The 21,116-nt window shown below is 42.4% G+C and carries 17 protein-coding genes, 1 tRNA gene and 1 pseudogene; 17 read left to right on the top strand and 2 right to left on the bottom strand.

Annotation, left to right across the window (positions count from 1 at the left end):
- Positions 1 to 184 precede the first annotated feature (184 nt).
- The 8 genes and pseudogenes from yabP (at position 185) to ftsH (ending at position 6,751) form a co-directional block, all read left to right on the top strand.
- Positions 185 to 466 carry a sporulation protein YabP gene (gene yabP, locus ACTNC0_RS14760; RefSeq protein ID WP_117677070.1) on the top strand — a complete coding sequence of 94 codons (282 nt, stop codon included), beginning with the start codon at positions 185 to 187 and terminating at the stop codon, positions 464 to 466.
- A 3-nt stretch (positions 467 to 469) separates the two neighbouring features.
- Positions 470 to 928: a spore cortex biosynthesis protein YabQ gene (yabQ, locus tag ACTNC0_RS14755; protein WP_441087967.1), complete on the top strand. Its 459-nt coding sequence runs from the start codon at positions 470 to 472 to the stop codon at positions 926 to 928.
- A gap of 62 nt (positions 929 to 990) precedes the next feature.
- The gene (locus ACTNC0_RS14750; protein ID WP_441087966.1) at positions 991 to 1,203 is read left to right on the top strand and encodes an FtsB family cell division protein; all 213 of its coding nucleotides are present in this window, start codon (positions 991 to 993) and stop codon (positions 1,201 to 1,203) included.
- A 199-nt stretch (positions 1,204 to 1,402) separates the two neighbouring features.
- Positions 1,403 to 2,278: pseudogene (locus tag ACTNC0_RS14745) on the top strand (SpoIIE family protein phosphatase); the annotation flags it as partial.
- 45 nt (positions 2,279 to 2,323) lie between these two features.
- The gene (locus ACTNC0_RS14740) at positions 2,324 to 2,908 is read left to right on the top strand and encodes a SpoIIE family protein phosphatase (RefSeq protein ID WP_441088005.1); all 585 of its coding nucleotides are present in this window, start codon (positions 2,324 to 2,326) and stop codon (positions 2,906 to 2,908) included.
- Positions 2,909 to 2,927: 19 nt separating this feature from the next.
- A complete protein-coding gene (gene tilS / locus ACTNC0_RS14735) occupies positions 2,928 to 4,361 on the top strand; it encodes a tRNA lysidine(34) synthetase TilS (RefSeq protein ID WP_441087965.1) in 1,434 nt (477 codons plus the stop codon).
- Positions 4,354 to 4,884: a hypoxanthine phosphoribosyltransferase gene (hpt, locus tag ACTNC0_RS14730; RefSeq protein ID WP_441087964.1), complete on the top strand. Its 531-nt coding sequence runs from the start codon at positions 4,354 to 4,356 to the stop codon at positions 4,882 to 4,884. Before tilS ends, hpt begins: the two co-directional genes overlap by 8 nt.
- Before the next feature lie 16 nt (positions 4,885 to 4,900).
- Complete coding sequence (gene ftsH, locus ACTNC0_RS14725) at positions 4,901 to 6,751, top strand: ATP-dependent zinc metalloprotease FtsH (protein WP_441087962.1); 1,851 nt, start codon at positions 4,901 to 4,903, stop codon at positions 6,749 to 6,751.
- A gap of 189 nt (positions 6,752 to 6,940) precedes the next feature.
- On the opposite strand, the gene ACTNC0_RS14720 is transcribed toward ftsH, so the two are convergent.
- Positions 6,941 to 7,528 (bottom strand): GGDEF domain-containing protein, encoded by a 588-nt coding sequence (locus ACTNC0_RS14720; protein ID WP_441087960.1) that lies wholly within the window; start codon positions 7,526 to 7,528, stop codon positions 6,941 to 6,943.
- A gap of 510 nt (positions 7,529 to 8,038) precedes the next feature.
- Between ACTNC0_RS14720 and ACTNC0_RS14715 the strand changes: the two genes are divergently transcribed.
- Positions 8,039 to 10,147, top strand: a complete 2,109-nt coding sequence (locus ACTNC0_RS14715; RefSeq protein ID WP_441088003.1) for a glycoside hydrolase family 13 protein — start codon at positions 8,039 to 8,041, stop codon at positions 10,145 to 10,147.
- A 260-nt stretch (positions 10,148 to 10,407) separates the two neighbouring features.
- Here the strand turns inward: ACTNC0_RS14715 and ACTNC0_RS14710 are convergent.
- Positions 10,408 to 10,489: transfer RNA gene (locus ACTNC0_RS14710), tRNA-Tyr, on the bottom strand.
- Positions 10,490 to 10,722: 233 nt separating this feature from the next.
- On the opposite strand from ACTNC0_RS14710, the gene fba reads away from it, so the two are divergent.
- The 8 genes from fba (at position 10,723) to ACTNC0_RS14670 (ending at position 20,180) form a co-directional block, all read left to right on the top strand.
- Positions 10,723 to 11,586 (top strand): class II fructose-1,6-bisphosphate aldolase, encoded by an 864-nt coding sequence (gene fba / locus ACTNC0_RS14705; protein ID WP_119234298.1) that lies wholly within the window; start codon positions 10,723 to 10,725, stop codon positions 11,584 to 11,586.
- Between the two features lie 287 nt (positions 11,587 to 11,873).
- On the top strand, positions 11,874 to 12,428 hold the full coding sequence (locus ACTNC0_RS14700; RefSeq protein ID WP_291807806.1) for an XRE family transcriptional regulator: 555 nt from the start codon (positions 11,874 to 11,876) through the stop codon (positions 12,426 to 12,428).
- Positions 12,429 to 12,864: 436 nt separating this feature from the next.
- A complete protein-coding gene (locus ACTNC0_RS14695; RefSeq protein ID WP_008706795.1) occupies positions 12,865 to 14,082 on the top strand; it encodes an aspartate aminotransferase family protein in 1,218 nt (405 codons plus the stop codon).
- A 112-nt stretch (positions 14,083 to 14,194) separates the two neighbouring features.
- Positions 14,195 to 14,815 (top strand): cytidylate kinase-like family protein, encoded by a 621-nt coding sequence (locus tag ACTNC0_RS14690; protein ID WP_022380087.1) that lies wholly within the window; start codon positions 14,195 to 14,197, stop codon positions 14,813 to 14,815.
- 3 nt (positions 14,816 to 14,818) lie between these two features.
- Positions 14,819 to 16,339: an APC family permease gene (locus tag ACTNC0_RS14685; RefSeq protein WP_441087959.1), complete on the top strand. Its 1,521-nt coding sequence runs from the start codon at positions 14,819 to 14,821 to the stop codon at positions 16,337 to 16,339.
- A gap of 136 nt (positions 16,340 to 16,475) precedes the next feature.
- Positions 16,476 to 17,660 (top strand): iron-containing alcohol dehydrogenase, encoded by a 1,185-nt coding sequence (locus ACTNC0_RS14680; RefSeq protein ID WP_291807803.1) that lies wholly within the window; start codon positions 16,476 to 16,478, stop codon positions 17,658 to 17,660.
- 394 nt (positions 17,661 to 18,054) lie between these two features.
- The gene (locus ACTNC0_RS14675) at positions 18,055 to 19,497 is read left to right on the top strand and encodes a L,D-transpeptidase family protein (protein ID WP_291807802.1); all 1,443 of its coding nucleotides are present in this window, start codon (positions 18,055 to 18,057) and stop codon (positions 19,495 to 19,497) included.
- A 146-nt stretch (positions 19,498 to 19,643) separates the two neighbouring features.
- A complete protein-coding gene (locus tag ACTNC0_RS14670; protein WP_291807801.1) occupies positions 19,644 to 20,180 on the top strand; it encodes a nitroreductase family protein in 537 nt (178 codons plus the stop codon).
- The last annotated feature ends 936 nt before the right edge of the window (positions 20,181 to 21,116 follow it).

Here is a 21,116-nt window from a genome sequence, read left to right as displayed (position 1 = left end):
ATCTGATTATGAGTATTTGTTTACGTTATTAAATAGTAATAGTACAGACAGAGGTAGCAGATATAAAAAAGTAATAGATTGTTGTCTATTTTATAGTTCACGAACATAAACTATTGATAAGTGATATGTCAAAAGTTCATAGTCTCCGGACAAGAGGACGGGAGGCGGTGAACAGGAGGCGGCGATGGAAGATAAGAAAATACTTTCACCTCACAGCCTGATGCTGGAGAACCGTCAGGGTGGCAGAATTACCGGAGTAAAGGACGTCAAATCCTTTGATGAAAAAGAAATCCTGCTTTTTACACAGGCAGGTAAACTTGTAATAAAGGGAGAACAGCTTCATGTGAAGCAGCTTGATCTGGAAAAAGGAGAAGTAGATCTGGAAGGAAAAGTGGACAGTCTTACTTATCTGTCAAAGAATACAGATAACAGGGAGGAATCTTTTCTCAAAAGGATGTTTCGGTAAAAGATGAGTACATTTATTCATCATGAATTACTTTTACTGGTTCAGACAATAGCTGCGGGAGCGGTTCTCCTTTTGTGTTATGATCTTCTGATCGCAATTCGAAATGTCTTTGCACATTCAGATAAGGCTGCCGGGGCGGAAGATCTGCTGTACTGGCTTTGCTGCGCATTCTTTGTTTTTTCGGAGATTTACAGAACAAATGAGGGAATCCTGCGCTTATTTATGGTTTTGGGATTTTTGCTGGGAGCATATGCCTGTCATAAAACAATCGGAGACATTTTTGTAAAATGTTGTACTAAAATCCTGGAGATTCCTGTAATAATTATTAAATTTTTGATAAAATGGTTGCTATTTCCGGTCAAAAGATGTAAACTTCTATGGTATAAAGCGTATAATTATGCTATAAAAGAAAGGCTGGCAAATTGGGTAATTCTAAGAAAAGAAAGAAAAAGAGAAAAGTAAGGTATAACTCTCTTGGAATGCTTGCGATTGCGCTGGTTGTTTTAGTCCTTCTGGGAGGACTTATGCTAGAAAGTAATGACCTTCAGGAACGCCTCACAGGATATGATGCTAAGGCCGCCACTCTTCAGCAGCAGATTGAAGATGAGCAGAACCGTACAGAAGAGATTGATAAATTAAAGAAATATATGGAGACAGACGAATATACAGAGGAAGTCGCCAGAGAGAAGCTGGGACTTGTGAAAGATAATGAGACTGTTTTCAAGAAACAACAATAATAAGTTAGTTACCTAAGCGGTAATTATGTCGAAAACTTTTGAGAAATTTTCGCCTGGGTTTGACAGATATTTCGAACCCTTTTTCATATAATATTCCTCTGACAGGAAGTATAAAGATTGCTGTTTACTGGCAGTATTACGCGAAGCGTGTTATTGTGAATGAAGTGGACGGTAACGGGTAAGGGGAACATATGGGGGAGGGAAGAAGAATATGCAGGAATGGATGATTGCCATGCTCGTTATCAGCATTATGCTGATCATACGGGACATGGCAAAAACTATTTTAGCGGAAAATCTGCCGGATACACAGGAACTTCTGACTCTGCAGGAAGGTCATCCTCAGAAAGAACGGGTAGAGAAATACGCAGCATCTTTTCAGAAACTGGCAGATACTTTTTATGGAATGCCATATCGCAGAGATTACCTGAGCAGCAGGCAGGTTGAGCGGATCATGGAGGATACAAATGCCAAAGTCTGCTACAGATGCTATCAGAGGGAAATCTGCTGGGGTGAACATAAACAGGAACTCTGCAAAGGCGTGGAAGCGCTGGTGCGGTCTATGGAGAGCGGAAACGAGGATGATATTCGGAGCATCCGGGCTGACTGGACAAGCATATGTCCCCGTTCTGTACAGTATTATGAAGCTGTTGCGGAGAACTTCCAGAGAGAGAAGCAGAACCTGATGTGGGATAACCGGATGATCGAGAATCGACTGGCGGTGGCACAGCAGCTGATGGAGGTATCCAGAATCATGGAAAATGTGGCAAGTGATCTGTATGATCTGGAGCGGTGCACCCCACAATTCGAGGAAGACCTTCGCAAGAGCCTGAGAAAAAATCATGTGATTCTTCGTCAGGCATGGATGATGGATAAGGTGAAAGGCCGCAGACAGGTTTTTCTCACCATGCGTGCCAGAAGCGGGCAGTGTATTTCCATGACAGAGATTGCACAGCTTCTTTCAAAATCCTGCGAAAGTTCCATGGTACCTGTAAATGGAAGCCGATGCATTGTAAATGGAGAATACCATACAGTTCATTTTATAGAAGATGTAAGTTACCAGGTTCTTTACGGGGCAGCCAGGCTGACCAGAGAAGAGGAAAAAATTTCCGGAGATAATTATGTGTGCAGACAGGAAGACGGGGGCAGATTTGTGATGTGTCTTTCTGACGGCATGGGTTCAGGGATGGAGGCATGTAAGGAGAGTGAAACAGTTGTAGAGCTTTTGGAGCAGTTTATGGAATCTGGGTTTTCCCAGGAAACAGCTGCAAAAATGGTCAACTCCGCTCTGGTATTAAAAGGCCAGGAGGGCATGTTTTCCACAGTAGATATATGTGCAGTGGACCTATATACTGGAATCTGCAATTTTCTGAAGGCAGGGGCGGCATCGACTTTTATAAAAAGAGATCACTGGGTGGAGTCAATCACTTCGGAAAGCCTGGCAGCAGGACTTGTGCAGCAGATTGATTTTGAGACGGCATCCAGAAAGCTTTATCATGGAGATTACCTGATCATGATGACAGATGGAGTGCTGGATGCACTTCCGGACCAGAAAGAGGAAGAAACCATGAAGGAGATCATCATGGATGTCCATGAAGAATCACCGAAGGATTTCGGCAGAGGAATCCTGGAGCGGGTGCTGGGGTACAGTGATTACCATGCAAGAGATGACATGACTGTTCTGGTTGCTGGGGTGTGGAAGAAATAAATAAACATAAAAAGGATAAATGATGAAGAAAGAAGTTCTTGCTTACATAAAGCAAAACAAGATGATTAAGAAGAAAGATATGATTCTGGCAGGTGTATCAGGAGGAAGTGACTCCATGGCAATGCTGCATATTTTAAGAGAATTGCAGGAGGAAGTGGATTTTTCACTGAAGGTTGTTCACGTACATCATGGAATACGTGGACAAGAAGCTGACAGAGACAGCAGCTTTGTGGAAAAGATCTGCAAAGAATGGCAGATTCCATGCAGTATCCACTATTATGATGTGCCGAAACTGAGCAGGGAATGGAAACTGGGTGAAGAAGAGACTGGAAGAATTGTCAGAAAAGAAGCCTTTGGCAAAGAAATCTCTTTTTATAGAGAAAAGTGGAAAAAAGAAAATAATCCGGGCAACGATACAGAAGACAGGAAGGTTAAAATCGCGCTGGCGCATAATCAGGAAGATCTGGCAGAAACCATGATCCATAATTTATGTCGCGGAACCGGTCTGCGCGGACTTTGCACGATGCGCCCGGTGGCAGGAGAGATCATTCGTCCGGTCTTATGTTTAAGCAGAGGAAAAATTGCCCGGTATTTAGAGCAAGAGAGTATTCCACATATCCAGGACAGCACGAATCTGTCAGATGAATATACCCGAAACAGGATCCGTCATCATATACTTCCTATGCTGGAGCAGGAAATAAATGCGAAAGCAGTGGCACATATGTCTGAAACAGCGGAGAGGATTTCTCAGGCTGAGGAATATCTTACTTGCCAGAGTCTTCAGATATTGGAAGAATTCCATACGGATACAGGATATTATTTTACAGAAAAATTCTTTATGCAGCCTCAGATTATCCAGACCTATGCATTACAGCTGGCGATGGAAAACCTGGCAGGCAGGCGGAAAGACATATCCGCAGTCCATTATGAGAAGGTTCTTGCACTTTACGAAATGCAGACGGGAAGAAAAATCAGCCTGCCCTATTGTATGGAGGCAAGAAAAGATTATGATGGCGTGAAACTTTATCTTCTGAATAAAGAAGAGAGAAGAAAAAGGAAAACAGAAGAGTGGGAACTTATAGTTCCGGGAAAGGCTATCTGTCCGCTGGGGACTTTTTCAGCAGAAATATTTTTATATGAAGGACAGAAGATTGAAGAAAAAAAGTATACGAAATGGCTAGATTATGATAAAATAAAAAAGAATCCGTGTATTCGAACCAGAAGAACCGGAGATTACATGATCATCAATGCGCAGGGAAACACAAAGAAACTCAATCGTTGTATGATCGATGCGAAAATCCCGGCAGATCAGAGAGAGAAAATTCCTCTGGTCGTGTGTGAGGATGAGGTTCTGTGGATGGTTGGAAGCCGGATGAATGAGTGGTATAAAATTAACCCCCAAACCAGGAAGGTGTTAGTATTAAATTACCAAGGAGGATATCAAAATGAGTGAGAAAATCAAAGTTTTACTCAGCGAAGAGGAAGTTGATTCCCGTATTAAGCAGATCGCAACAAAAGTCAGCAAGGATTATGCAGGTAAAGAGATTCATTTAATCTGTGTATTAAAAGGCGGTGTATTCTTTACATGTGAACTTGCCAAAAGAATTACTGTACCGGTTTCTCTTGACTTCATGTCCGTATCCAGCTACGGCGACGACACAAAGTCCAGCGGTGTTGTAAAGATCGTCAAAGACCTTGACCAGCCACTGGAAGGCAAAGATGTTCTGATTGTAGAGGATATCATTGACTCAGGAAGAACATTAAGCTATCTTATTGAGATTCTGAAACAGAGAAATCCAAACAGCATCCGTCTCTGTACATTACTGGATAAACCAGAGCGCAGAGTCAAAGATGTCAAAGTTGATTATTGCTGCTTCAATATTCCGGATAAATTCGTAGTAGGATATGGTCTGGATTATGCGCAGAAGTACAGGAATCTTCCATTTATCGGAGTAGTGGAACTGGGGGAAGACTGAAAGGAGATTTAACTAAGTGAACAAACAGCCAAGCAGAATTGGTCTGTATCTGGTGCTGATCATTGCTCTGGTAGCCGGATATTTCTATCTGAATAACCAGGTGGTTTCACAGAGCAGTTACACACAAAAGCAGCTGGAACAGGCTCTTGAAGACAACAAGGTGGTTGATGCAACGATTCAGCAGAACAGAGAAGTTCCTACCGGTGCAGTGATCGTGGATACCACTGATTCCGGTCAGAGAAAGGTCTATGTGACAGATGTCAATGAGGCAATCGCACTGCTGAATAAATACGATATTGATGTTACAACTCAGGATGTGCCTGGAGATAATGTATTTCTGACAACTTTGCTTCCTGTTCTTCTCACAGGGGCACTTGTGATCTTTCTGATCATGATGATGAACCGTCAGATGTCAGCCGGCGGCGGTGGAAATGCCAAGATGATGAATTTTGGAAAGAGCCGCGCGAGAATGTCATCCCCGGATGATAATAAGAAAGTGACATTTGACAAGGTTGCAGGTCTGCAGGAAGAGAAGGAAGATCTGGTGGAAGTGGTAGACTTCCTGAAATCTCCGCAGAAATACACAAAAGTAGGTGCAAGAATCCCAAAAGGAGTGCTGCTTGTAGGTCCTCCCGGAACAGGTAAAACACTTCTGGCAAAAGCGGTAGCCGGAGAAGCTGGAGTTCCGTTCTTCTCCATTTCCGGTTCAGACTTTGTGGAAATGTTTGTAGGTGTTGGTGCATCACGTGTGCGTGACCTTTTTGAAGAAGGTAAACGCCATGCACCGTGTATTATTTTTATTGATGAGATTGACGCAGTCGCAAGACAGCGTGGAACCGGTATGGGCGGCGGCCATGATGAGAGAGAGCAGACATTGAACCAGCTTCTCGTAGAGATGGATGGTTTTGGCGTAAATGAAGGAATCATTGTAATGGCAGCGACTAACCGTGTGGATATCTTAGATCCTGCTATCCTGCGTCCGGGACGTTTTGACCGTAAGGTTGCAGTAGGACGTCCGGATGTGAAGGGACGAGAGGAGATTCTTCGCGTTCATGCCAAGGATAAGCCTCTTGGAGAGGATGTGGACCTGGCTCAGATCGCGAGAACAACAGCCGGATTTACTGGTGCTGATCTGGAGAATCTTCTGAATGAAGCTGCTATCGAAGCGGCGAGACAGGGAAGAGGATTTATCCTTCAGTCAGATATTAAGGGCGCTTTTATCAAAGTCGGTATCGGTGCAGAGAAGAAGAGTAAAGTAATCTCTGAGAAAGAGAAGAGAATTACAGCTTACCATGAATCCGGACATGCGATTCTTTTCCATGTACTTCCGGACATGGATCCTGTTTATACGATTTCCATTATCCCGACAGGAATGGGTGCAGCCGGTTATACCATGCCGCTTCCTGATAATGATGAGATGTTTAATACCAAAGGACAGATGCTGCAGGATATCACGACTCTGTTAGGTGGACGTGTGGCAGAAGAGATTATCTTTGGGGATATTACGACGGGTGCATCCAACGATATCAAACGTGCGACAGCTGCTGCGAGAAGTATGGTAATGAAATATGGTATGTCTGACAGACTAGGTCTGATCTCTTATGGTGATGACGATGATGAAGTATTTATCGGAAGAGACCTGGCTCATACCAGAAGTTACAGTGAAGACGTAGCCAAGGCAATAGACGAAGAAATCCGCCGTATTATCGGTGAATGTCACGACCAGGCGAAGAAGATTATTCTGGAGCATGAGGACATTCTTCACAAGTGTGCAAAGCTTCTTCTCGAGAAGGAAAAGGTGTACAGAGACGAATTTGAAGCACTTTTTACAACAGAAGAAAACGAAACAGAAAATAGCAATATATAATATATACAAAAAAGTGTGCCAAATTTTGTGGAGTTTGTGCACACTTTTTCCTTGCCTCATGCTATTATATAAATCGTAAAAACCCCCCAATACATTATATAGTTTTTGCTACACCCCATAAGAAGAAATACCTTCTCCAAAAAAGCCAGCTTATCCCGCTGGCTTTTTTACTGTCTTAAAATAAGCTGATCAGCAGATATCCCAGGAAAAGACGATATTGTCTTTTCCTGATTTTTTTACCATATACATGGCGCTGTCTGCTGCTTCAAGTAAGGTGAAGGCATTGTCCCCGTCATGAGGATACATGGCATACATGGCAGCTCCCATGCTGCAGTGGAGCATCAGAGATTCAGAGGCAACCTGAAAAGGATCGGAGAAGATTTTATGGAATTTGCGGGCATATTTTTCTATGGTCTGCAGGTCACCGCTTCGTACCAGCACCATAAATTCATCACCGCCCAGACGGTAGCCTGTGCAGTGGGGATCACAACATTTCTGAGAACGGGCTGCAATTTCATGAAGAACAGAATCTCCCTCGTTATGTCCGTAATAGTCATTGATATGTTTAAAGTCATCCAGATCGTACATGATCAGGCCCAAGGGCTGCTTTGCGGTAATTAATTTTTCAATATCTTCCATAAGCGCTCTCCGGTTATAAATAGAGGTAAGAGCGTCGTAATGTGAGTCCAGTTTCAGTTTCTGGTTTGTCTCGGAAATTCGCAGATTAGTCTGGGATTCTTTCTTTACATCAACGAAAAGCCGGTAAATGATAAACAACAGGACAGATATTACCAGAAAGATTATGATAAAATATACATAGGCAGATTCCCAGAATCCCGTCTATCTGCAGGGAAACAGTTTCCCATGCATAGGAATAGGAACTGATAAACAGAACCCGTTTGTATGATTCAGCGGCATAAACAGGTCTGCTGCATGGAAATATAAGCAGTATAAACACAAATGAAAAATAAATTCCTGAAATAATCTTTTTCATACGATGTCCTCACTTTCGGAAACAGGTTTTTGTACCGAAAATAATAATTAATTATAGCTGCATTATATCGGATTTGTAAAAATATCACAAAGATAAACTGCGAAAAATATAAAACATGTGGATTTTCATGGAATATCGGAGAGAAAAAATATATAATCAAAGAAAGGAATGAAGATATACTTGTGCAGAATCACTGAATATATAAGCGTTTTTGGGAAAAACAGATGGTTGTCAGATGGTTTATTTTAGGATAAAATAATAAAATGATAAATGACAGAGAGGACTGGACGGAAATGGAACATGAAAAAGCAGATATAAAAAAAAGAATGCAGTATATCCTGAATATGCGTCCTGTGTTTAATAAAGAGGCGCTTTTCAGTGACGGAACAGAATATTACAGAACACCTGCAGAACCAAAGGCAGGAGATACAGTAACGATCAAATTCCGTACCCAGAGAAATAATGTAGATTCTGTATATCTGGTAAGCCAGGAGCAGCGTGTGCAGATGGAGATTTGCGAGACAGAGAACGGATTTGATTATTATTCTGCCCAGGTGACGATTGGAGAGGACATCTTCCGTTATTATTTTGAGATACAGTATGGATGGGTAACCTGCTATTATAATAACCTTGGAATCTGTACGAAGCACGAAGGCAGAATGGATTTCGAAATCTATCCGGGATTTGATACACCGAAGTGGGCAAAAGGTGCGGTTATGTACCAGATTTATGTAGACCGCTTCCTAAACGGAGATCCTACCAATGATGTTGTAACCGGAGAATATCATTATATTGGAGATAAGAGTGTACAGGTAGAACAGTGGAATAAGATTCCGGCAGTGATGGGTGTGCGTGAATTTTACGGCGGTGACCTGCAGGGAATTATGAATAAACTTGATTATCTGCAGGATCTGGGTGTTGAGGTTATTTACCTGAACCCAATCTTTGTCTCTCCAAGTAATCATAAATATGACTGCCAGGATTATGACTATGTAGATCCTCATTATGGCAGGATTGTAGAAGACTGTGATGAAGGAATCCTTATCGGCGATGACAGTGATAATTCCCATGCATGGAAATATATTAAGCGTGTAACCGACAAGAAGAATCTGGAAGCCAGCAATGAGCTGTTTGCCAAGCTGACAGCAGAGATTCACAGAAGAGGAATGAAGATTATCCTGGATGGTGTATTTAACCATTGTGGTTCCTTCAATAAGTGGCTGGACAGAGAGCGTATTTACGAGAATCAGGAAGGATATCCGAAAGGAGCTTATATCTCAGCAGACAGTCCGTACCGTAACTTCTTTTCTTTTAATGATCAGAATGCCTGGCCGTATAATACCACATATGATGGCTGGTGGGCACATGATACGCTGCCTAAGTTAAATTATGAAGGTTCCAGGGAATTGTATGATTACATCCTGCGTATTGGACAGAAATGGGTATCAGCACCTTACAATGTAGATGGATGGAGACTGGATGTGGCAGCAGATTTAGGACACAGTAATGATTTCAACCATCAGTTCTGGAAGGATTTCCGAAAAGCAGTGAAGGCTGCAAATCCAAATGCGATTATTCTGGCTGAACATTATGGAAATCCGGAAGGATGGCTGCAGGGTGATGAATGGGATACAGTCATGAACTATGATGCGTTTATGGAACCGCTGACATGGTTTCTGACAGGTATGGAGAAACATAGTGATGAATATCGTGAGGATCTGCTTGGAAACAGTGAGGCATTTATCGGAGCCATGAAAACTCATATGAGATCCCTTCATATGTCAGCTCTTCAGACTGCGATGAACGAGTTATCAAACCATGACCATTCCAGATTCCTGACCAGAACGAATCACAAAGTCGGACGAATTTCTTATGCAGGCGCAGAAGCTGCATCAGAGGGTGTAAATCCGGCAGTTATGCGTGAAGCGGTTGCCATCCAGATGACATGGCCGGGTGCACCGACAGTATATTATGGAGATGAAGCAGGACTTTGCGGATTTACAGATCCGGATAACAGACGTACGTATCCATGGGGACGTGAAGATTATCAGATGATTGATTTCCACAGAGTGATGATCCGTATTCATAAGAACTATGAAGTATTAAAGACAGGTTCGCTGGGATTCCTCTGGAATGATTATCAGGGACTCTGCTATGCAAGATTTTCAAGAAAAGAGCAGGTGATCGTGATCATAAATAACCAGGCAGAGAGCCGTGATGTGGAAATCCAGTTATGGCAGGCAGGCATCAGCCGTCTTACAGATACGAAGCTTAAGAGGATTGTTGTGACATCTGCAGAGGGATTCACGGAAGAGCCGGAAGAATATACAGCCACCGCCGGAATATTAAAGATTACTATGCCGGCATTTGGCGCGATGGTATTGCATCATAAGAATCAATAGAAAAAACAGTGAAGATATAGAATAGCAGCAAAGGCAGTTTCTTTTTTGATAAGAGACTGCCTTTGCTGCTGTTATTGTTCTTTCTGTTTTCAATATTATCTTTCGTGTTGGATAATATGTATGTGATTTATATAAAGCGGTGTAGCGTGTCTTGGCGATAATAGCGGGTGAACACTAATCTTTTGGAGGTGATGCTTGCTTGCGGGATAAAATTTTTAAAATAAATACAAAAAAGGTTCAGACAATTGTCTGAACCTTAGTGGATGGAGAAGGATTCGAACCTTCGAAAGCGTTGCTAACAGATTTACAGTCTGCCCCCTTTGGCCACTCGGGAATCCATCCTTGAACCGAAATTTATTATATATGAAACAGACAAAGAATGCAAGAACTTTTTTTACAAAAATAAAAATTATATCCGTCTAATTTTGTTTGTCATTTTTTTAGCAAAATAGTAGACGAAAAAGCAGAAATCTGGTAAGATAACCATATCTGGATATAGATTTACTTCCATATCAAAGATTGATTAGAGTGACTGGGAAAGAACAACAGTTACTACAGATTAGGAGGAATTTATCATGTTAGTAAGCGCAACAGAAATGCTGAAAAAAGCAAAAGCTGGTCATTATGCAGTTGGACAGTTCAACATCAACAACCTTGAGTGGACAAAGGCTATCCTTTTAACAGCTCAGGAACTGAACTCTCCGGTGATCCTTGGTGTGTCCGAAGGTGCCGGTAAATACATGACTGGTTATAAAACAGTTGTTGGCATGGTTAATGGAATGATGGAAGAGCTGAACATCACAGTTCCGGTAGCTCTTCACCTTGACCACGGCAGCTATGAAGGATGTCTGAAATGTGTAGAGGCAGGTTTCTCATCCATCATGTTCGACGGATCTCACTATCCGATCGAAGAGAACGTTGCAAAAACTAAAGAACTGGTTAAGATCGTTGCTGAACACGGAATGTCTCTGGAAGCAGAAGTTGGTTCCATCGGTGGTGAAGAAGATGGTGTTGTAGGTATGGGTGAATGTGCAGACCCTCAGGAATGCAAAATGATCGCTGACCTTGGCATTGACTTCCTTGCAGCAGGTATCGGTAATATCCACGGAAAATATCCGGCAAACTGGAAAGGCTTAAGCTTTGAAACTCTTGACGCTATCCAGCAGTTAACAGGTGATATGCCACTCGTTCTTCACGGCGGCACAGGTATCCCTGCAGACATGATCAAGAAAGCTATCGACCTTGGTGTATCCAAGATCAATGTTAATACAGAGTGCCAGCTTTCTTTTGCAGCAGCTACACGTAAATACATTGAAGAAGGCAAAGACCAGCAGGGTAAAGGATACGATCCACGTAAACTTCTTGCACCTGGTTTCGAAGCAATCAAAGCTACTGTTAAAGAAAAAATGGAATTATTCGGATCAGTTAACAAAGCTTGATGATAACCTCATAAGCAAAAAAAAATCTCACATCCTTTGTGGTGTGAGATTTTTTTTACTTACAGTGCTGCTATCAGTCTGCATCATCATTTCTTTCAAGTCTGGTTAGTTTTTCGGTAATCTAAAAAGAAAATCCGGATAAGAAGATGTATTTATATAATTGACAGATTTCTTTATTGCTGATATAAAGAAGAAATAACGTAGTTTTCTGACAGGCTGCAGATTGTGGAAATGATTTTTTAATATGCTATAAGATATAAGAACAGTGTCGGATGGAGGAGATATTTATGGATTATTTATCAAATAATGTGGCGGTGAATCTGAAAAGAATCCGGAAATCCAAGAGTATGAGTCTGGATCAGGTGTCTGAACAAACAGGGGTGAGTAAGAGTATGCTGGCTCAGATTGAGAGGGGGACTGCCAATCCTTCTCTGGGTGTGCTGGGGAAGATTACCAGTGGTCTGCGGATTGAGTTTCAGGAGCTGATTCAGCCACCGAGGGTGGACTGTTGTCTGGTGACGCCGGCAGAACTGGTTCCCACCAAGGAGGTAGCAGGACAGTACAGGGTATGGACCTGTCTGCCTTATGAGGATACCCGTCTGGTGGAGGTGTACCGGATCGAGGTGGAACCAGGTGGCGTTTATATCAGTGGCAGTCATGGGGAGAAGACAAGAGAATATCTGGCTGTTATGGAGGGGGTGCTTACTATGGAATGTCATGGTGAGAAGTATGAAATCCACAGAAATCAGGTGTTTAAGTTTGAAACGGATCAGGAGCATGTTTATCAAAACACAGGGAAGGAGAAAGCCTGTTGTACCTGCTTCTTTCTGGATTATCATTGATGTTCTGGGATTGATAGGATCAAGTAAGTAGCGAAGTAGATGATTTTATCCGCCTGATTATGCAGGTTATAGATATAAAATGTACGATATAATGCACGAAAAATATTAGAAAATGAACATTTGAAGATACAGAATATATGAAATGGATTGTCAGTCTGCCATTTCATGAAGAGGCTGTGTTGTTATGAATTGTTAAGAAACTCTTATGATATCGTGCAAATATGCAGGAAATATTGGATATACAATAATGAAAATACAGAGCTTTCTGTAAAAAAATGTAAATGATTAAAAAAACATGTTGACAAATCATAAGGGCAGTGATATTGTAAGGATGTACAAAATAATACACAGAAAAAGTTAAGCAAAGGCGCTTACCCATACGGGTCAGTTTGTCTTTGCTTTTTTTATTATCTTAAGGATGCAGGAGGACACAGCTATGAAATTAAAAGACACAGGATTAACTTTTCAGGACATTAAGGACAAAGTAAACAAGTACATGATCGAGACTTATGAGAGATTTGATTTCCTTGCAGAGACAGCGGAGGGCATGTACATTTATGATGAGAATAAAACTCCATATCTTGATTTTTACGCCGGTATTGCAGTAAACAGCGCAGGAAACTGTAATCCGAAGGTTGTGGCTGCTGCAAAGGATCAGTTAGATGATATCATGCATACATTTAACTATCCATATACAATCCCGCAGGCGTTGCTTGCTGAGAAGGTCTGTGAGACAATCGGAATGGACAAGATTTTCTATCAGAACTCCGGTACAGAGGCTAACGAAGCAATGATCAAAATGGCCCGTAAATATGGTATTGAAAAGTATGGTCCAAACCGTTATCATATCGTAACTGCAAAGATGGGATTCCATGGAAGAACCTTTGGTGCCATGTCTGCAACAGGTCAGCCGGGTAATGGATGCCAGGTTGGATTCGGACCTATGACTTATGGTTTCTCCTATGCACCGTACAATGACCTTCAGGCTTTCAAGGATGCATGTACAGAGAACACAATTGCCATTATGGTTGAGCCTGTACAGGGTGAGGGTGGTGTACATCCTGCAACAATGGAATTCATGCAGGGACTTCGTAAATTCTGTGATGAGAACGATATGCTTCTTCTGATCGATGAAGTACAGACAGGATGGTGCAGAACAGGTGCTGTTATGTCCTATATGAATTATGGTATCAAACCGGATATCGTATCTATGGCAAAGGCTCTGGGCGGTGGAATGCCGATCGGTGCCATCTGTGCAACAGCAGAGGTTGCAAAAGCTTTCACAGCAGGTTCCCATGGAACTACATTCGGCGGACATCCGGTAAGCTGTGCAGCTGCACTGGCTGAGGTGAATGAGCTTCTGGACAGAGACCTGGCAGGAAATGCAAAGAAGGTGGGTGACTACTTTGCAGCTAAGCTTGAGAAGCTTCCTCATGTAAAAGAAGTAAGACATCAGGGACTTCTGGTAGGTGTGGAATTTGATGATACGATCGGCGGAGTGGATGTGAAACATGGCTGCCTGGACAGACATCTTCTGATCACAGCCATCGGAGCGCATATCATCCGTATGATCCCACCGCTTATTGTTACAGAAGAAGAGTGTGATAAAGCTGTAGCAATCATCGAAGATACAATTAAATCACTGGAAAAATAAAAATCCGGCAACGGAGTGATACAGTAAAAGGACAAGGGCGTCACGAATTATATTCGTGCGCCCTTTTATGATATGAGAATCTTATAAAAATTTGAATGTGAGAGGGAAGAGCATGAAGCATCTGGTAATTACGATTGGCTGCGAATATGGAGCCAAGGGCAATGCCATCGGTAAGAAGATCGCACAGGATTTGGGCATTAAATTCTATGACCGTGATCTTGTAGATGAAATTATCAAAGAAGTAGGCATCCCTACAGACATTATGGACAGAGTAGAGGAAGGCGGAACCATCGCAGGTAAAGGTGCACAGGGAGATGTGAGAGGTTCCTTTTCCAAATATGCGGATCTGACAGACCGCGCCATTCATGTGCAGAAGCAGATTATCCGGAAGCTGGCGCAGAAAGAAGCCTGCGTGATCATCGGACGGTCTGCAGATTATATTCTGAAAGATACAGAAGGAATCCAACTGGTGAGAGCATTTATTTATGCACCTAATGATGTTCGCGTCCACAACATTATGGAAAGTCATAATCTCTCGGAAAAGGATGCAAAGCTTCTGCTGGATGAGAAAGACAAGCGTTATCATAAGAGACATCTGGCACTGACAGGAAGTAACCGTGGTGACAGACATAACAGGGACATTCTTATTAACAGTGATTTTCTGGGAATTCAGGGAACGGCAGAATATCTGGAAGACCTGATCGCAAAAAAATACGGAAAAAAGGAGGCCTGACCTATGGAACAGAAAACATCAGAATTTGACAAAGTACTTGGTGCATGGGACATACTTGTAATTGCATTTGGTGCCATGATCGGCTGGGGCTGGGTAGTTTCTTCCGGTAACTGGATTGAATCCGGTGGTGTGCTTGGTGCAGCTATTGCATTTGCAATCGGTGGAATCATGATCTTCTTCGTAGGTCTGACTTACGCAGAGCTTACAGCAGCCATGCCTCAGTGTGGTGGTGAGCACGTATTCAGCTACAGGGCAATGGGTTCTACAGGTTCTTTTATCTGTACTTGGGCGATCATTCTTGGATATGTAAGTGTTGCCTGCTTTGAGGCATGTGCATTTCCCACAATCATCACTTATCTGTGGCCGGGGTTCCTGAAAGGATATCTCTATACAGTTGCAGGCTTTGATGTTTATGCATCCTGGCTGATCGTGGCGATTGTGATTGCTTTTCTTATTATGATAATTAACATTAATGGAGCAAAGACTGCGGCAGTTCTGCAGACTGTTCTTACCTGTATTATCGGCAGTGCCGGAATTATTCTGATCGTGGCTTCTGTGGTTACAGGAAGTGTGGATAACCTTCAGGGACAGATGTTTGTTGGAAACGGTACCGGCGAAGCAATGAAAAGTATTATTAAGGTTGCAGTCATCACTCCGTTTTTCTTTATTGGTTTTGACGTTATCCCACAGGCAGCAGAGGAAATCAATGTTCCGCTGAAAAAAATCGGTAAAATGATGATTCTCTCTGTTGTGCTGGCAGTTGTATTTTACTCACTGGTGATTCTTGCAGTAGGTTATATCCTGAATCCGGCAGAGATCATTGAGTCTCAGCAGGGAACAGGACTTGTAACAGCAAATGCCATGGCCAAGGCTTTCGGGACAAAGGTTATGGCCAAGGTTATCATTGTAGGCGGAATGTGTGGTATTATTACATCATGGAACTCCTTCCTCCTTGGCGGTTCCCGTGCCATGTACTCTATGGCAGAATCCTACATGATTCCTCCGTTTTTTGCAAAGCTTCATCCGAAGCACAAAACTCCGGTTAATTCTCTGTATCTGATCGGTGCCCTGACTATGCTGGCTCCTTTTGCAGGAAGGACGATGATGGTCTGGATCTGTGATGCAGGTAACTTCGGATGCTGCCTTGCATACTGTATGGTCTCTATATCTTTCCTGATCCTTCGTAAAAAGGAACCGGATATGGCAAGACCTTACAAAGTAGGTCACTACAAATTTGTAGGCTTTATGGCAGTAGTCATGTCAGGGCTGATGCTTCTGGTTTACTGTATTCCGGGTTCCGGTGGAAGTCTGGTATTTCAGGAATGGATCATGGTAGGCGGCTGGAGCTTACTTGGAGTTGTATTTTATGCGATTTGTAAACGTAAATATAAAGAAGACTTTGGTAAACTTATTGAACTGATCTCTGATGAGGATGCAGCAAGTCTTATGCCGGAGGCTGATGATGAAGAGCTTGATGTGGTAATCGATGCGGCTATTGACAGGGTGCTTTCCTCTATGGCATAACGCTATAAATGACATGACAATTATTGCTTGGAATTGTTTTGGGTAACAGAGTTTTGAATTTGTGCAGGGTAGATGCCCTGCACATTGCAATATTGAAAAAATTATTGAAAAAATACAGGAAAAGAGGCAAAAATTAATGAATCAATTTGAATTTTTTATTCCTCAGAATATTACAGTCGGTGCAGGTACTCTGGCAAAGCTTCCGGAATGTGCCAAAAAGCTTGGGGGCTCTCATGCAATGCTGATCTCCGGACCAACTCTCCGGAAAATGGGAGTTGTGGATAAGGCGGCAGATTATCTGAAAGACGCCGGAATGGAAGTGGATATTTTTACAGATGTAGAAGCCAATCCGTCTGTTACCACAGTGGAAAAAGCGACAGAAGCGTATAAGGATTCAGGCGCAGATTTTATCGTTGCGCTGGGCGGTGGTTCTCCTATGGATGTGGCAAAGGCAGTGGGAGTTACGGCTAAATATGGCGGAAGCATTACAGAATATGAGGGAGCGCATAAGGTTCCCGGAAAAATTGTTCCGCTGATCGCAATCCCGACTACTGCGGGAACCGGCTCAGAGGTTACGGCATTTTCTGTTATCACTGATCACAGCAGAGATTATAAGCTGACTGTATTTAGTTATGAACTTCTTCCTGCGTATGCGATCCTGGATCCTGAGCTTCTCACCTCTGCTCCGGCATCTGTGGCAGCAGCCTGCGGAATCGATGCATTTATTCATGCGGAGGAGGCTTATGTTTCCACAGCAGCATCTCCTTTTTCTGATGCAATGGCAGAAAAAGCAATGGAACTGATCGGTGGAAATATCCGCCGTTTTGTGGCAAGACGTACAGATCTGGAGGCTGCAGAAGCAATGCTTACAGGCTCTCTCTTTGCGGGAATCGCCTTTTCCTTTGCAAGGCTTGGAAATGTCCATGCCATGAGCCATCCGGTAAGTGCTTTCTTTAATGTGGCACATGGAGTGGCAAATGCAGTTCTTCTCCCTGTAATTGTAGAATATAATGCGCTGGCAGATCATGGCAGATATCTGAAGATTTATAACTATATCAGTCCGATCCCTGCATATGAGGATGAATTCGAACCACTGATGCTGGTGGATGCCATCAGGGAATTAAACGAAGATATCGGAATCCCGGAAGACCTGACCACAGCCATCCGCCAGGCAAAGAAGGGAGAAGAGATTTCTGATGAGGAGATTGAAAGCAAGATCGATGCCATGGCAGATGACGCTATAAAGAGTGGAAATATTGCAGTAAATCCAAGATCCTCCAGGAAACAGGATATTGTGGAATTGTATCATAAGGCTTTGTAAAGAATAGCTGTTGATTTGAGTAATGGCGAATATAGATTGAGAAAGAATATTCACTTGTATATCGTTTCGTAAATAATTATACTAATCTTGTAGGATGCGACGGGCTACATCAAGACTTTTATACCTGTGCAGCCGGATTCGCAGACAAGCGAGTGGTATAGTTATTTCGAAAACGATGTAATAGTATATAGAAAAATATAGAAAACGTGCAGAAACATTGAAATCGGCAGATAGTGCTCAATCTGAGTATTGTCACGATAAAAAATGTGTCTGCACGTTTTTTTATCAAATCAAACAAGTAGCGAAGCGGATTTTACAAATTGCTTTTTTAGTTTCTATATAATAGAATAATGTTGAAAAATAAGAATAGCAGAAAGCAGCAGGAGAACAAACGATGGAGCAGAAAAAAGCTTTTAACAAAAAGAAACTGAAGGTATTTCTTGCCTTGTGCATTGTAGTAGCTGTGACAGCAGGAATCGGATTGCTGGCTTATATACATCATATAGATACTACTACACTTGGAAGAAAAATCAGTGTGTATGGTCTGGATGTATCGAAGCTTACTGTAGGGGAAGCGCAGCAGAAGATATCGGAGACGTTTCAGAACAAAGTAGTAACGCTGAATGAAGATGGCGAGGATATTTACAGTATTTCCCTGGCACAGATGGGATATAGTCTGGATCAGGATATTTTGAAGGATGCGCTGAAAGCACTTCAGCAACAGAGAAGCCAGAAGTTTCAGTTACTTGCATCGCAGAAAGACTATGCGATAGATTATCAGATTATCAGGGATGAGGCACAGGAGAAGAATGCACTTGCAGATGAGAATTTTGATAACAAAGAAAGAACAGATTCCACAGATGCTCATATCCGATACAGTAAGAAGAAACAGAAATATGTTTTAGTGAAGCAGGTTGTAGGAAATCAGATAGATGAAAGCAGGCTGTTAAGTTATGTAGATGAAACTCTGGATGAGAAATTCAGGACAGAACTGCTTGCTTCGGACGTACAGATCATGTTGAATGAAGAAGTTTACAGGCAGCCGGATATTGAAGCGTCAGGGGAAATGAAACAGCAGGTGAAGAAGCTGAATTCTCAGCTGAAAAAATACCGCAGTACGACAGTCACATATGTTTTTGGTTCAGAAACACAGGTACTGGATTCTGATACGATCAGTTCCTGGCTGAATATTAAGAACAGTGGTATCAGTGTTGACCAGAAAGCGGCTGCTGCTTACATATCAGATATGGCAAATAAGTATAATACGATTTATGTACCTCGCACATTTCACACATCCACAGGCTCCGAGGTAACAGTCTCTGATAATGAGTATGGTTACAGAATTGATCAGGACGGGGAAATTGCACAGCTTCTTGAAGATCTGAAAAGTGGCGAAGATATATCAAGAGAACCGATATACAGCAGCAGTGGAATGCAGAGAAATGGTACGGATGATCTGGCAGGCAGCTATATAGAAGTCAGCCTGGATGCTCAGCATTTATGGCTGTATAAGGACGGGGCACTGGTTACGGAAACTGATATTGTCAGCGGAGCACCGACTGCAGAGCGTGAAACATACAGAGGAGCCTGGCCGATTGCGTATAAGGCGAGTCCGTTTACTTTGAGCAGTGAAGAATATGGATATGCAACAACTGTGAAATACTGGATGCCATTTGTATATGGTCAGGGACTTCATGATGCATCATGGCAGTCAGCTTTTGGTGGTAATCGTTATAAAACAGGACACGGCAGTCATGGATGTATTAATCTGCCGGAGGATCAGGCAGCGCTGATTTATAATACGATTGATGGGGGCTATCCGATCCTTATCTATTAGAATGCAGTTATTCGGTGTAGAGCTGTGTAGCGAAGCGGATGATTTTATCCGTTTGACAGAAAGAGAGAGTTTTTTAAAAAAAGGTATGGTATACTGATTTCAGAGTGAAAGTAACACAGATGAGACGGAACGAGGAGGATGCAAATATGGAATTTCAGAATCTGATTGAGAAGAGAAGAACAGTTCGTAAATATGCAGAAGGGAATAGGGTAAGCAAAGAGGATATTTTTACTATGATAAAGGCGGCTCAGGAGGCACCCTCATGGAAAAATTCTCAGACAGGACGTTATTACTGTATTATGAATGAAAAGGATGTGAAGCAGTTCAGACGGGAATGTCTGCCGGAAATGAATGCAGGTAAATGTGAGAATGCAGTGTTGCTGGTCAGCACTTTTGTACATAACAGAGCTGGTTTTCAGAAAGATGGAACTGCGGATAATGAACTTGGAAATGGATGGGGATGCTATGATCTCGGACTGCAGAATGAGAACCTGATATTAAAGGCAGAAGAACTGGGATATGGAACTCTTATTATGGGGATTAGGGATGCGGATAAGATCAGAGAATTTTGTTCTGTTCCGGAGACGGAGACTGTTGTTGCGGTTATTGCGGTAGGAGTTCCGGGGGAAGAGCCTGGACGGCCGAAAAGGAAAGATACAGAAGAGATAGTGAAGTTTTTGTAAGGAGAGCTAAGGGGACGCAAGTTCAAATCATTCTCTTCGGCTCGGTTTCGGGTCTTAAGAAAAGTTGAGTCCGGGAAGTCTGCTAAAAGGGGGACGCAGCCCCAAACAATTCTCTTCGGCTCGGTTTCGGGTCTTAAGAAAAACTAAGCCCGGGAAGATCAGCTAAAAGCATTCGCAGATTACTCAAACTCGCCGCGAAGCGGCTCAGACAGTGAGTGATCTGCGAATAACGCTGATCTTCCCGGACTAAGATTTTCTAAAGACCCTGCAAATGTCGCCGAAGAGAATTGTTTGGGGCTGCTGGCTGTTGGCTGTGACCGAGGTGGCTGAGGGAGAAGTGGGATGGTGGTCTGTTAGTTTGGTGGAATAGAAAAGTTTCCTATATATAGTATGAAGGGGACGGAAAAGCCGGGGAGCTGTGTATATGTGGTATATGGATGCTGCACAATCATAGAAAGGATAGATAGGGAGGATGGTTGGAATTCAGGTGTCAGATGAGATGAATGTCTGATGTGGGATTGGTGGATCCTGGGATGAAAATAAAAAAGTTTGTCAAATTATGAAATTAACTGTTGACATGGTGAACTTTCGGTGTTATATTAGTTGAGCTGTCGGAAATAATTGTTTCCTAAATGGAGACAATTTAATATGATTTCTGAAAGAAAAAAGAAACTTGAAAAAGTGCTTGACAACTTGAAGCAAATATGTTAAAGTAATCAAGCCGCTTGAACAGAGCCGACAATCACAGATCAGAAGAACAGTTCGGAAATCCGGAAGAGTTCGAAAAACTTTGAAAAAACTTGAAAAAGTGCTTGACAAAGAAAAAGAGATGTGATAAAGTAAACAAGCTGTCGCAAGACAGACAACCTTGATAACTAAACAGTGAAACACATACGATTCTCGAAAATTCTTTACATTTTTAAGAACGGTTGAATA

This window comes from Blautia sp. HCP3S3_B11 (assembly GCF_052064435.1).
In the GTDB taxonomy this organism is placed as follows: domain Bacteria; phylum Bacillota; class Clostridia; order Lachnospirales; family Lachnospiraceae; genus Blautia_A.
This window is presented reverse-complemented; position numbering and strand designations above follow the sequence as displayed.